Source organism: Pseudomonas cichorii (genome assembly GCF_015471405.1).
Taxonomy (GTDB): Bacteria; Pseudomonadota; Gammaproteobacteria; order Pseudomonadales; family Pseudomonadaceae; genus Aquipseudomonas; species Aquipseudomonas serbiensis.
This window is the reverse complement of sequence record NZ_BLVZ01000021.1, coordinates 35,416-48,747: the sequence shown is the minus strand read 5'-3', so window position 1 is coordinate 48,747 and position 13,332 is coordinate 35,416. Positions and strand designations below refer to the sequence as shown.

General features: G+C 58.9%; 10 protein-coding genes and 1 pseudogene. 6 read left to right on the top strand and 5 right to left on the bottom strand.

Annotated features, from left to right (window positions below):
- Positions 1-31: 31 nt before the first annotated feature.
- Positions 32-610: pseudogene (locus JL015_RS25800) on the top strand (DNA polymerase ligase N-terminal domain-containing protein); the annotation flags it as partial.
- Positions 611-671: 61 nt separating this feature from the next.
- Complete coding sequence (locus tag JL015_RS25795) at positions 672-1,646, top strand: aldo/keto reductase (protein WP_201020474.1); 975 nt, start codon at positions 672-674, stop codon at positions 1,644-1,646.
- Positions 1,647-1,910: 264 nt separating this feature from the next.
- On the opposite strand, the gene pssA is transcribed toward JL015_RS25795, so the two are convergent.
- The gene (pssA, locus tag JL015_RS25790; RefSeq protein WP_201020473.1) at positions 1,911-3,254 is read right to left on the bottom strand and encodes a CDP-diacylglycerol--serine O-phosphatidyltransferase; all 1,344 of its coding nucleotides are present in this window, start codon (positions 3,252-3,254) and stop codon (positions 1,911-1,913) included.
- Positions 3,255-3,387: 133 nt separating this feature from the next.
- The gene (locus tag JL015_RS25785) at positions 3,388-4,542 is read right to left on the bottom strand and encodes a glycerophosphodiester phosphodiesterase (RefSeq protein WP_201020472.1); all 1,155 of its coding nucleotides are present in this window, start codon (positions 4,540-4,542) and stop codon (positions 3,388-3,390) included.
- A gap of 233 nt (positions 4,543-4,775) precedes the next feature.
- Between JL015_RS25785 and JL015_RS25780 the strand changes: the two genes are divergently transcribed.
- The 4 genes from JL015_RS25780 to JL015_RS25765 all read left to right on the top strand — a co-directional run bounded on the left by JL015_RS25780 (position 4,776) and on the right by JL015_RS25765 (position 7,470).
- Complete coding sequence (locus tag JL015_RS25780) at positions 4,776-5,708, top strand: 2-hydroxyacid dehydrogenase (protein ID WP_201020471.1); 933 nt, start codon at positions 4,776-4,778, stop codon at positions 5,706-5,708.
- Between the two features lie 99 nt (positions 5,709-5,807).
- Complete coding sequence (locus JL015_RS25775; protein ID WP_201020470.1) at positions 5,808-6,542, top strand: CTP synthase C-terminal region-related (seleno)protein; 735 nt, start codon at positions 5,808-5,810, stop codon at positions 6,540-6,542.
- Positions 6,539-6,865: an antibiotic biosynthesis monooxygenase family protein gene (locus JL015_RS25770; RefSeq protein WP_201020469.1), complete on the top strand. Its 327-nt coding sequence runs from the start codon at positions 6,539-6,541 to the stop codon at positions 6,863-6,865. Before JL015_RS25775 ends, JL015_RS25770 begins: the two co-directional genes overlap by 4 nt.
- Before the next feature lie 104 nt (positions 6,866-6,969).
- Entirely contained in the window at positions 6,970-7,470 is a 501-nt protein-coding gene (locus tag JL015_RS25765) for a MarR family winged helix-turn-helix transcriptional regulator (protein WP_201020468.1), read from the top strand.
- On the opposite strand, the gene JL015_RS25760 is transcribed toward JL015_RS25765, so the two are convergent.
- The 3 genes from JL015_RS25760 to JL015_RS25750 all read right to left on the bottom strand — a co-directional run bounded on the left by JL015_RS25760 (position 7,440) and on the right by JL015_RS25750 (position 13,311).
- The gene (locus tag JL015_RS25760) at positions 7,440-8,864 is read right to left on the bottom strand and encodes a short-chain fatty acid transporter (RefSeq protein ID WP_201020467.1); all 1,425 of its coding nucleotides are present in this window, start codon (positions 8,862-8,864) and stop codon (positions 7,440-7,442) included. The two genes, JL015_RS25765 and JL015_RS25760, sit on opposite strands and share 31 nt — an antisense overlap.
- A 209-nt stretch (positions 8,865-9,073) precedes the next feature.
- Positions 9,074-12,172 (bottom strand): MexW/MexI family multidrug efflux RND transporter permease subunit, encoded by a 3,099-nt coding sequence (locus tag JL015_RS25755; RefSeq protein ID WP_201020466.1) that lies wholly within the window; start codon positions 12,170-12,172, stop codon positions 9,074-9,076.
- Entirely contained in the window at positions 12,169-13,311 is a 1,143-nt protein-coding gene (locus tag JL015_RS25750) for an efflux RND transporter periplasmic adaptor subunit (RefSeq protein ID WP_201020465.1), read from the bottom strand. The genes JL015_RS25755 and JL015_RS25750 overlap by 4 nt, the downstream gene beginning before the upstream one ends.
- Positions 13,312-13,332: the final 21 nt, after the last annotated feature.

The window sequence follows — 13,332 nt, the reverse complement described above, 5'->3', positions numbered from 1 at the left end:
AGCTTCCTGAGTGGTCTGGAGATAACTGATCATGGCCAAGCCTGTCAGCGAGTACACCCGCAAGCGCAACTTTGAAATCACCTCCGAGCCTGCGCAGGATTTGCAGAAGAAAGGCAAGGCGCGCACCCGGGCGTTGAGTTTCGTGATCCAGAAACATGATGCGCGCAACCTGCATTACGATTTCCGTCTGGAACTTGATGGCACGCTCAAAAGCTGGGCTGTCCCCAAAGGGCCTAGCCTGGATCCGACGCAAAAACGTCTGGCAGTTCATGTGGAGGATCACCCGCTGGGCTACGCAAGCTTCGAGGGCAGTATTCCCAAGGGACAATATGGTGGTGGGGACGTGATTGTCTGGGATCGTGGCATCTGGCAACCCCATGGCGATCCGCAAGAGGCCTACCGGCAAGGCAAGCTCAAGTTCACCCTGACAGGGGAAAAGCTGACAGGAGACTGGGCTCTGGTCCGCATGCGCTTCAAAGGCAGTGGTGACAAGGAGCAATGGCTGCTGATCAAGGAAAAGGACGCCATTGCCCGACCGATTGCCGAGTACGACATCACTCGCGAGCAACCGTACAGCGTTATCAGTGGCGCGCAAGTGGGCAAGGAGCGTCACTGATAGCTAAAACAGGCAGCGCATCACGCAGAAGATGTGGATGCACCAGGAGAACGCCATGAACTCATCGACCGGATTCACTCGCAGGCGGCTGCTCACTCTGGCTGCCGGTACCGCAGCAGCGATGGCGTTCGATACCGCCGCCGCGGGCGATAAGCCGCCGACCATTCCCTCTCCGTCTTCACCCTCGAAGCTGACCCAGGAAGGCAAGACTATGCTGACCCGAACGATTCCCTCCAGTAACGAACCCATTCCCGTGGTCGGGTTGGGCACTTATCGTGGTTTCGATGTCGCGACCTCAAGCCCTGCCTACAAGCAACTGCGTGCCGTGCTCGATGCACTGTTTACGGCGGGAGGCAGCGTCATCGATAGCTCGCCCATGTATGGCCGTGCCGAGCAGACGACAGGCGAGCTGTTGTCCATTCACGAACCGCGCTCGCCAGCCTTTCTGGCGACCAAGGTCTGGACTCGCGGACGCAAGGAGGGCATTGCTCAGATGGAGGAGTCTTTCAGGTTATTGCAGACCGAACGCATCGACCTGATGCAGATCCACAATCTGGTGGACTGGAGGACGCATCTGCCGACCCTGCGAGAATGGAAGGAGCAAGGGCGTATTCGTTACATAGGGATCAGCCATTACACCTCGTCGGCTTATGACGAAGTGGAGGCTGTACTCAAGGCCGAGCCGCTGGATTTTCTGCAGATCAACTATGCGCTGGATGATCGTGCTGCCGAGAAGCGATTGCTACCGCTGTGCCGGGAACGTGGAGTGGCGGTGATCTGCAACCGACCGTTCGGTGGCGGCGGTCTGCTCTCGCGGCTCAAGGAAAAGCCTTTGCCTGCATGGGCCGCACAGGTGGAAGTGAACAGCTGGCCGCAACTGGCGCTCAAGTTCCTGCTGGCCAACCCCGCAGTGACCTGCGTGATTCCCGGCACCGGCAACCCGCGCTACATGGCCGAGAATGCCGGGGCGGGATTCGGCCCGATGCTGACCGATGCGCAGAGGCAGCAGTTGATTGCGTTGGTGGGCTGACGATTCGCGAATGAATTCGCTCCTACGAATTCTGTAGGAGATCACCCTCCGCCTTGGCACCGCGCTGTCGCGCAGTAAACAGAGGGCGATGTAGGAGCGGACTTGTCCGCGATCGAGTGCGCAGCGCTCGCAAAATCTACGACGGCTACGCAGCCGATCGTCGGAATGCTGCCCAGGACAAACACGCTCCTAAAGAAAAGCGTTTTAATTCATGACGTTGCGTTTATGCCTGATGAGAGCGACTTCAGTCGTGAAAGCCGCTACTTACAGAATCCGGTACAGCAAACGCTCGATCCTGACCCGGCTGACCCTGCGCAGGAACTTGCTCACGCCTTCAGGGTAATGGGCCAGTGTATCCAGCTCGTCGTACTGGCCGACCCGCCGTGTGTTTTGCATCAACTGTTGAATCTCTTCTGCTCGCGGTTCGATCCATTGGCCTTTCGGGTCATCGATCAGCAGGCCGTTTTCCAGGTCCAGGTTGAAGGCGCGAGGGTTGAGGTTGTTGCCGGTCAGCAAGGTATAGCGATCATCCACCCATACACCCTTCAGGTGGAACGTGTTATCGCCATGCTTCCACAGATGCAGGTTCAACCGGTGCTGGGCGATGGCCTTCTTATGCTTCTGGGCAAAACGGCGCAGGCTGATTTCATACAGATAGGGCAGGGCTGAGATGACCTTGAAGGGTTCTTCTGGAGGGATGAAGAAGTCGTTGGCGGTCTTGTCGCCGATGATGATGTCGACTTTCACTCCACGCTTGAGAGCGCGATTGATTTCCCGGGTCACCGCCACCGGCATGTTGAAGTAAGGCGTGCAGATCGTCAGTTGTGTCTTGCTGGCGGCGATCAGGTCGCAAATGGCCCGGTTGAGCGGATTACGCGGGCCGACGCCCAGCAGAGGCATGATGCGCAGCTCGCCGTTTTCCTTGTCGCCTGCACTGGTTTCGTAGGCGGCACGTTTCAGGTTGCTGCGAAAAGCCCTGATTTCGCCACGCAAGCTGCGGGAGTCGGGAGGTGATTGCAGGTCCAGGCGGTGAACGGCAGGCGAAGGCAGGATTTCACGCTGCACCATGTCCACGAAGCTGTCGGCCAGTTGTTTGTTCTGGATCAGGTGATAACGATCCAGACGGTATTTGTCGAGTTTGTGCAGATAGACGTTATTGATGCTGGCGCCACTGTAGATGACGCAGTCGTCGATCACGCTGCCCTTGAGGTGTAACACACCGAACAGTTCACGGGTCTGCACCGGCACGCCATGGATCGGGACTTCCTCGTCGTATTCCAGATTCTGCGCCTGATACCAGGCCGAGTTTCCTGCCTGGCGACCCGCTCCGATCAGGCCCCGTTGTGCGCGAAACCAGTCGACCAGCACCACGACGTCCAGCTCGGGGCGTGCGGCCTTGGCGGCATACAGAGCGTCGAGGATTTCCTGGCCGGCTTCGTCCTGTTGCAGATACAGGGCGATGATGTAGATGCGCCGGGTGGCAGAAGCGATCTTCTCCAGCAGGCAGCGTCGATAGTCAGCGGCAGAAGGAACGATGGTGATGGCATCGCCGGACAAGGCAAAACCGCGAAGCGCTGCCAGGGACGAGCGTCGGAAGTTGGACTGCATAAGCCTCTCGATGGGATAACCAGCAGCGCACGAGCTTACACCAGAGTCGACACAAGGTCGCCGTTGAACTCTTTCTCAATGATGTCTGTTTGTAATGTTCAGACATCATTGAGTGGCGCAGTCTGTGGTTCGATCAGTAGCCGTTACGCTTGAGAATCGCATCGATGCTGTCTTTGGCAGGACGGCCATAGAACTTCAGGAGTTCCGTGGTGCGGTTGGTAAAGAAGCCATCGGCCCCCGCAGCGCTGATCTGCTTGAAGTCCACCGCTTCATCCACGGTATAGGGATGAACCACCATGCCTTTGTCGTGGGTGACGTTGTTCATCCATGGCTTGACCAGATCCATGTAGCTCTGGTCGCCGCCATCGGTGAGCTGCGAGGATGGGCCAGTACCGATGGCACCATGGGCCTTGGCCCAGTCGATCCAGGCCACGAATTCTTCCTGGGATTTGATTTCCTGTGCGGCGTAATAGCTGGCCTTGTCCTTGAAGCCCGAGTCCTTGAAAGGTACGTTGGATTTGGGCTCTATCGAGCCTTCACCAATCCAGAGCAGCAGCACTTTGGGAACCTTGGGCATTTCCTTTTGCAGCAGTACCAGGCTGGATTTGTCGAAGGTCTGCAACACTACGCGCCCCGGTGTCTGGGCGACATTCACATGACCTGCCGCCGCTGCCGGACGCGGGCTGAGCCAGCCGCGCTTGGCCAGGGCTTTCTTCAGGTCGGCTTCGATGCCCGGAAACTGGGCAGGGACTTTGGTTTCGATATACAGGCCCGGTTTGTTCGCGCCACCTTCGGCGATATCGATCACTTCATCCAGGGTCAGAATTTGCAGGCCCGCGTAACTGTCGCGGGCGCGTGACGGATAGGCCTTGTTGAACCAGGTGCCGGCATCCAGCTCCTTGAGTTCAGCCAATGTGAAGCTGCTGACCGGGTCCTTGCTGCGTTTCGGATATACCTGGGCGATATTGGTGGTGCGGTCGAGTGTGTCGTCATGCAGGGCAATCAATACCCCGTCCTTGGTACGCTGAAGGTCCATTTCCAGATAGTCCGCGCCCAGATCCCGTGCCAGGGTGTAGGCCGGGATGGTTTCTTCCGGCGCATCGTACGACGCCCCGCGGTGCGCAATGACCGCAGGCCAGGGCAAACCGTTCTTCTCACTTATCACCTTGCCCGGAGCATCGGCTGCCGATGCCGTACCTGCCGACAGCATCACACCCGCCATAAGTGCGGTTGCCAACAAACGGTTCAAAGGTTTTTTGTGAGACGGGAATAGGGAAAATCCTTGCATGATCTGCTTGTTCCTTATTTGCATGAAGGGTCATGACGAAGCCACAGCGTGAAGCATTAACAGCATTTACAGGAAATGGGATGACGATTCAAATCGCGTATGAGCCAACGCTGGCAACCTCAGATCTTTTCCTGCATGAATTGATTTTTAAGACTACACAGAGCATCTCCTCTGCCCAATCTTCCCAAGTCGCGTTACTGTCAGTCTTTTCATGACCCGTTAAGGAAAAGTGCATGACGACGGTACTGGTACTGGTCGAGAGCGTTAATGAATATTTGCCGATTCTGGAGAGCAGCGGTTTTCGCTTGATCCGTGCGCCCACGGCCGCTTTGCGTGCCGAGGCCATTGCTGAGCATGGCCATGAAATTTCCGCTGTAATGACCCGCGGGCCTCTGGGGCTGTTTGCCGAGGAAATGGACGCGCTGCCTCATTTGCGGATCATCTGTGTGTCGGGTGCCGGTTATGAGAAGGTCGACCTTGCGGCTGCCCAGGCACGCGGCATTACCGTGACCAATGGCGCCGGGGTCAATGCGCCGACCGTGGCTGACCATACGATGGCGCTGTTGCTGTCGATCGTGCGTGATATCCCTCAGAACGATGCATCTGTGCGGCGCAGTGAGTGGCGCAAGGTCACGTGCCCGTCATTTGCCGGCAAGCGCCTGGGGATTGTAGGGCTCGGAGCGGTCGGGCTGGCCATTGCCAGGCGGGCTCAGGCATTCGACATGTCTATCCAGTATCACAACCGTAACGCGCGCAATGATGTGGATTACCTGTGGTATGCGACTGCTCTCGAACTGGCGGCCGCTTCGGACTTCCTGATCATTTCGACACCGGGCGGCAATGGCACGCTGCATTTGATCGATGCTCAGGTTCTCGATGCGTTGGGGCCGCAGGGCTATCTCGTGAATATCGCCCGGGCCAGCGTCGTCGATACGCAAGCGTTGGTCGAGGCCTTGCAACAGCGCCGGATCGCCGGTGCAGGCCTGGATGTTTTCGATGACGAGCCGCACGTGCCGGATGTCTTCAAGGCTCTGGATAACGTCGTGCTGACGCCCCATGTCGGCGGTCTGTCCCCCGAGGCATCGAAGGATATGGTCTTGATGGTCAACAAGAACCTGCTGGCGTTTTTCTCGGGGCAGCCGGTTCTGACGCCTGTTCATGCCTGAGGAGTTGAATATGCACTCAGGCAATGAATACTTGCCTGAGTGCCAATTCTGATTGCGCTCAGGCACGCCTATAGTCCCCCCAACATTACATGGGGGGAGATGGACATGCTGGACGGGAAAGGCAAGACGCTACGAATCGGTCTGGTGGGGGATTTCGATGCAGAAGTGCCAGCGCATCAGGCAATTCCTTTGGCGCTGAACATGGTGGCCGAGGTTGTCAGTGTTCAGGTGCAACATCAATGGCTGCCGACACCGGGGATCGGTGAGGGCGAAATCCTCGCCGGTTTCGACGGTATCTGGTGCGTACCCGCCAGTCCTTATCGGGATATGCAGGGCGCGTTGAATGCTATCCGTTTTGCGCGTGAGCGGCAGATACCCTTTCTGGGCACCTGTGGCGGATTTCAGCATGCCTTGATCGAATATGCACGCAATCACCTGGGCTGGCAGGATGCCGAGCATGGCGAAACCTCACCGGATTCACCTCACGCCATCATTACGCCTTTGAGTTGTTCGTTGGTTGAGGCCACGGCTCCCATTCATCTCGTACCTGATTCGTTGATCGCCAAGGCTTACGGTGTGTCTGAAATCGCTGAACGCTATCGATGCAGCTATGGCTTGCGCCCTGAACTGGCAACCTCAATGTTTGGCGATACGCTGAAGGTCAGTGGCCGCGGACCTGAAGGGGATATCCGCAGTATCGAGCTGCAAGGCCATCCGTTTTTTGTCGCCACGCTGTTCCAGCCGGAGCGGGCTGCCTTGCAGGGCGTGGTTCCCGCGCTGGTTACAACTTTCGTTCGAGCCTGTGCCCATCGCGTAGAAGGAGCATGCCCATGATCGCCGCCCGCTTTCCAACACCTTATTACGCGGTGATCTTCACGTCGCTGCGCACGCTGCAAGGAGCCCATGAGTATGAAGTGGCCGCCCACAGGATGGTCGAACTGGCCAGGGAGCAACCGGGTTTTCTGGGGGTGGAGTCGACACGCGGCGAAGACGGCTTGGGTATTACCGTTTCCTACTGGACCGATGAGCAAGCGATCCTGGCGTGGAAGCAGCACATCGAACATGCACAGGTGCGAGAGCTGGGACGCGCTCACTGGTATCAGGCCTGTACCACCAGAGTTTGCAAGGTCGAGCGGGACTATGCTTTCGAGGCATAGATAAACTGAAACAATGATTCAGCCCTCTGGCTCTGTCTGAATCTGCGGGGATATGCCAGCATTGCGTTCTTTCAGCCACAAAGCCGCTTTTGTGTGGAGCCCTCATGAACGAGAAAACGGTCCAGCCTGCCGTGTTGCGTATCCCCGAAGGCTTGCAGATCCCGGCTCAGGTGATCTGTCATGCCACCAGCCTGCGCCGGGCGAGTCGGCGTATCTGCCAGTTGTATGACGCGATCATGGCGCCTTGCGGCCTGCGTTCGACGCAACGCTCGATCCTGATGCAGATCGCCCGTAATCAGGCCCTGAGCATGACTGAACTGGCCATGTTGTTGGTGTTGGACCGTTCGGCCCTGGCCCAGAATCTCAAGCCACTGGAGCGTGAAGGGTTTGTCGCCGTTGAGGTGGACCCCGACGACAGGCGCAGCCGCCGGGTGCGCCTGACCCAGAGCGGCGTGGATAAACTGCTTGAGTCCCAGGCCTTGTGGGAAGAGGCCCAGCGTTGCTATGAGACGGCTCTGGGGACAGAGCGCGCTCATGAGTTGCGCCAGTTGCTGGGCCTGGTTCCGGTGGCCGATTATGGTGACGGCATCATCGGCGGGATATAGGTCAGCGTTGTGCCGAGCGCCCACAGCAAGACCAGCACCAGCGGCGTATGCACCAGTAATTGCACGAACGAGAAGCCTATCAGGTCGCGAGCTTTCAACCCCAGCACACCCAGCAGTGGCAGCATGTAGAACGGGTTGATCAGGTTGGGGAGGGCTTCGGCCGCATTGTAGATCTGCACGGCCCAGCCAAGGTGATACTGCAGTTCATTGGCGACCTGCATCACATAGGGTGCCTCGATGATCCACTTGCCGCCCCCCGACGGAATGAAGAATCCCAGCACCGCTGAGTAGATGCCCATCAGTACGGCATAGGTGTCGTGGGTGGCAATGCTGGTGAAAAAGGTCGAGATATAGTGCGCCAGGGTCTGGGCATCGCTGCCTTTGACGGTGGTCAGCAATGCGGCGATCGAGCCATAGAGCGGGAACTGGATCAGCACGCCCGTGGTGGTTGGCACTGCGCGGGTTACGGCATCCAGAAAGCTGCGCGGGCGCCAGTGCAGGAGTGCGCCGAGCATGATGAACAGGAAATTGTAGGTGTTCAGCCCTGAAATCGCGGTAATTGCAGGCTTGGTCGAGAACTCGTTGAACAGCCAGCCTGCACCCAGCAAAACCATCAGTATGATCAGCAGCGGGCTGTATTCCAGCCATTCGCCGGGCCGTGAGCGTGGTGGCAAGGGCGGCAGATTGAAGGCCGGGTCAACGCCACAGGCCTTGGCATCCTTGGCGGTATTCGGGCCGGGCGCCGTGGCATAGGCGACGATCAGTGAAATGACCACCAGTGCTGCGAGCATGACGCCTGACTGCCAGAGGAAAATAGTCTCGGTGAAGGGGATCACGCCAGTGATCGCCAGAATCGACGGCGGCAGGCTGCCAGGGTTGGCCTGCAGTTGTGCCGCCGATGACGAGAGGCCAAGTGCCCAGACTGCGCCGAGCCCGAGATAAGCCGCAGCGCCAGCGGCGCGATAGTCCATGCGCAGGTCGGTGCGACGGGCGAGGGCACGCACCAGCAACCCGCCGAACACCAGCGAAAGTCCCCAGTTCAGCAACGAAGCCAGCATGGAAATCAGTGCCACCCAGGCCACGGCGGAGCGGCCGTTTTTCGGGATACGTGCAAGCCGGTCTATCAGACGTACCGCAGGCGGTGAACTGGCGACCACATAGCCACCAATGACCACGAAAGCCATCTGCATGGTGAAGGGAATCAGGCTCCAGAAACCGTCACCGAACGCCTTGGCCGCTTCGGCCGGCCTGGCGCCGATGGCCAGTGTCGCAAGAGTGACGATGGCTACCGCCAGTGCGGCAAAGACCCAGGAGTCGGGGAACCAGCGCTCGGCCCAGGCGGCACAGCGCAGGGCAAAGCGGGCGGAGCGGCTTTCTTCTATATGAGTGGCCACGTGGAGAGTACCTCTGATTATTGTTATGGGAGGAGGGCTCTCTGATTTGTCGTACGGGCATCCAGGCCAGTCGGATCGCCAGCGAGCCTCCACGCTCAAGGCTAGCAAATCCTGTCATGGACAAGGCCTTGCCGACCTTGCCCGTTTTTCTACCTGAAACCCTCGGCGGGAATTCATTGGCTCTGCATGCGTTAAGTGTTGCAAGCCAGTCAGAGGGCCGTGGGAGGCAGCTTGCTGGCGACTGGACCCGCTTGGGTGTTCAACGTATCCCGGCTGCCATGCGGTGTGTGAACACGCGACAACACTGTGTAAATGGATGGCAGCACGAACAGCGTGAACAGGGTGCCCACCAGCATGCCGACAACGATCACCAGACCGAGGCCAAAGCGGCTGTTGGCGCCCGCTCCGCTGGCGAACAACAAAGGGATCAGACCCACGACCATCGCCGCCGTGGTCATCAGGATCGGCCTTAGGCGAATGCGCGATGCCTGCACGATCGCTGTAGCCGCCGTGCAACTTCTGAGCACCCGCAACTCATTGGCGAACTCCACCATCAGAATCCCGTGTTTGCTGATCAACCCCACCAGGGTGACCAGGCCGATCTGGGTATAGATGTTTACGCTTGCCAGCCCCATGGCCAGTGGAATCAGTGCTCCGCAGATCGACAGCGGCACGGTGATCAGGATGATCAGCGGATCGATCAGGCTTTCGTATTGAGCGGCCAGCACCATGAAAATCACCACAAGGGCAAACAGGAAGGCGATCAGCAATGAGTTGCCTTCATGAATGAATTGCCTGGCATCGGCCTGCCAGTCCTGACTGAAACCGGCCGGCAGGCTTTCGCCTTGTGCCTGCAGAAACGCCACAGCCTGTCCCAGGCTGACGCCCGGTGCCGGAATGGCCTGGAAGGTCGCAGCGTTCTGCTGATTGAACTGCTTGAGTGCATTGGGCTGAATGTCACGTTCCAGGGTGACCACACTGGAAAGCGGTATCTGACGGTCCTGATCGGTACTGACGTAGATATTGTTGAGGGCCTGAGGTGTCAGGCGCTGGCCTGCCGAGCTCTGGGGGATGACGTCATAGGAACGCCCTTGCAGCCCGAAACGATTCGTGTAGTTCTCGCCCATCAGCACCATCAGGGTGTTACCGATGTCCTGCATGCGAATGCCCAGACTATTGGCCTTGCTGCGGTCGATGCGCACCCGGACTACCGGATTATTGAACGCAAGGTCACTGTCGACCACCGCGAACAGCCCGCTGTCACGCGCCCGCTGTTTAAGATCCTCCATTGTCTCGTGCAGTACGCGATAGTCCTGGGTCGTGCGAATGACCCACTGCACGGGCAGACCTCCGCTTGATGCCGGCAAGGCTGGCAACTGGAATACAAAGACGGCATTGCCTTCGGCAGCATCCACCGCATGCTGCAACTCGCTCTGGATCTGTACGGCGCTGCGTGTGCGCTCATCCCACGAAGCGAAGTTGACGCCGGCGAAACTGGCTGCCACCCCATCGGTACCGTTGATGATCCAGGTGCTGGATGTTTCGTCCAGCTGGCTCATGATGTCGCTCAACTGGTAGGCATAGCGCTCCACATAATCGAGGCTGGCGTTTTGCGGTGACTTGATCGCCAGCAGCAGATTGCCCTGATCCTCGTTGGGGGCCAGCTCTTTGGCGGCCATGCCATACAGCCAGGGCAGGCTGACCAGGACCAGCGCTGCAAAGGCCAGAACGATGCCACGCAGGCGAAGCGAGGTGATCAGTGCCCGTTGGTAACGTCGGGACAGATGCCTGAAAAAAGCCTCGGCGCGCTGACTCATGCGCGTTTCGTTCTGTCCGGATGGCAATAGCCGGGTGCAAAGGACGGGAGTCAGGGTCAGCGCAATGACTCCGGACACCAGCACCGAGCCGGCAAGCGTCAAGGCGAACTCCTTGAACAGTGTGCCTGTGAGGCCCGCCATCAACCCGATCGGCATGTAGACGGCCGCCAGGGTAATGGTCATGGCAATGACTGCAGAGGCGATTTCCCGTGCGCCCACCAGCGCAGCCTCCCAGGGCGTGCGGCCTTCGCGGATGTGGCGGTGAATGTTTTCCATGACCACAATGGCGTCGTCCACTACCAGCCCGATTGCCAGCACCATGGCAAGCAGGGTCAGCAGGTTGATACTGAACCCGAACAGCGCCATGAGTCCCAGCGCACCGAGCATTGACAGCGGGATGCTGATAATGGGGATCAGTACGCTGCGTACCGACCCAAGGCACAGATAAATGATCAGCACGACGATCAGCGTGGCCTCGATAAGTGTTTCGATCACTTCGACGATAGAGGCGTGGATGAAATTTGCGGTTTCAAAGGCCAGGGCTACCTGCACTCCCGGTGGCAAAGTCTTTTCGATTTCGGGCAGCAGTTGCCTGATGGCTGCAACTATCGACAGCGGGTTCCCGTCCGGTGTCGCATAAAGGCCAAGATGCACGGCGGGTTTGCCGTCCATCAGAGCGCTGGTTTCGTAGGCTGCCGACCCCAGCTCTACGCTGCCCACATCGCGCAGGCGCAATAAACGGTCTGCATGATTGCTGATGACCATGTCGCGAAAGTCTTTCAGGCTGCTCAGGTCAGTGTTGACCTGAATCGAGCTGACAACGTACTGGCCTTTTATCTGGCCTGGCGCTGCCTGGAAGTTATTGGCCTTGATCGCCCGCTCGACATCTTCGGCGCTGATGCCGTGGCCAGCCAGTCGTACGGGGTCCAGCCAGAGCCGCATGGCCAGGCGCTGGCCGCCGAATGTCTGGACTTTGGCCACGCCGTCAATGCCGGAAAACAGTGGCTGAACAACCCGGTCAAGGTAATCGCTCAACGCGGGCACGCTCATGCGGTCGCTTGAAAAGCCTACGTAGGCCACGGCTGTGGCATCCCCGGCGGAACGTTCGATGACCGGGTCATAGGCTTGTTCGGGCAAGCGATACTTGACCTGATTGACCTTGGCGATCACCTCGCTCAAGGTCTTGCCTGAGTCCTGGTTCAGCCCCAGACGCAAGGTGATGAGGCTGCGTCCCTGCACCGATGACGAACTGACGTAGTCAACGCCCTGGACCGAGGCCAGGGACTGGTTCAGAGGCTGGGTCACGAACCCCTGCATCAGTTCGGCCGGTGCGCCGGGGTACTCGGTGCTCACGCTGATGGTCGAGCTTTCCAGAAGCGGATACTGACGAACCGTCAAGTCCTGATAGGCCTTGAGCCCGGCCAGTACGATCAACAGGCTGACCACCAGTGCAAGCACTGGGCGTTTGACAAAGACATCCGTGAACTTCACAGCTCAGCTCCCTTGAAGGTGTCATGCCGGTGCGAGGCCGAAGTGTCGAGCACGCTCTTGCCCACCGGTTCGATCACGGCACCGTCACTGAGCTTCAACTGCCCCGAAACCACCACGCGGTCATCGCGCAGCACACCCTGCTCGATGATGACCCGACCATCGCGGCGTTCGCCGGTCTTCACTGCTACCCGACGTACTTTGGGGACCTGCGGGGCATCCGGTCCCGATTCAAGCACATAGATCTCTTCGCCATAGGCGTTATAGGTGATTGCCGTTTCCGGTACGGTCAACACATCTCTGGTCTGCGCCTGGGGCACTTTCACACGCGCGAACATGCGCGGCAGTGCCGTCTCGGGCGGCTGTTGCAGGCGTGCCTGAACGTTGATCATGCGCGAGCGGTCAAGAATGGGGTCCAGTGTCGTGACCATGCCCGTTATCGGTTGGTCCGGCAGGGCGTCGAGTATGACCTCCAGCGGCCGGCCGGGCTGGATGTGGGGCAGGGCATGTTCCGGCACGCTGAAGTTGACGTAGAAACCCTCGTTGCCCACCAGATTGATCAGGGTTTGTCCTGGCGTGACATATTGGCCCAGATGCACCTGGCGAATTCCCAGAGTGCCGGCAAAGGGCGCCTTGATGGTGAGCTGATCGATTTCGGCTTCGAGTGCCTGCAAGGCCCCCTTTGCAGCCAGATATTCGCTTTGTGCATCACCTTCTTCCTGCCGAGACATCGCATCGAGGGAGGTGAGCTGGCGTGCGCGTTGCAGACGTGCCTGACTGTTTTTCATCTTGCCTTGCAGGCGCACCAGGTCTGCACGCTGGCGTGCATCGTTCAGACGCACCAGCACCTGACCGCGCTCGACCTGTTGCCCTGAGCGGATGGGCAGGTCGACGATACGTCCACCAACCTCGGCAGGTACGCTGACTTCCTGGAAAGCCTCCAGCTCGCCGATGGCTTCCAGATAGTCGGTGAACGGTGCGCTGTCGACCTGGGCAACCGCTACCTTCACAGGCTTCACCGCAGCAGTGTCCACTGGCTGGGCCGTGCTCGTGCGAAATGTCCAGAGGCCGCCCAGAATGATCAGCCCCGAGAACAACAGGAGGATGAGAGGGTGGCGCTTCGCTGCACCGACATCAATCATTGGGATTTTCCTTGAATGGCT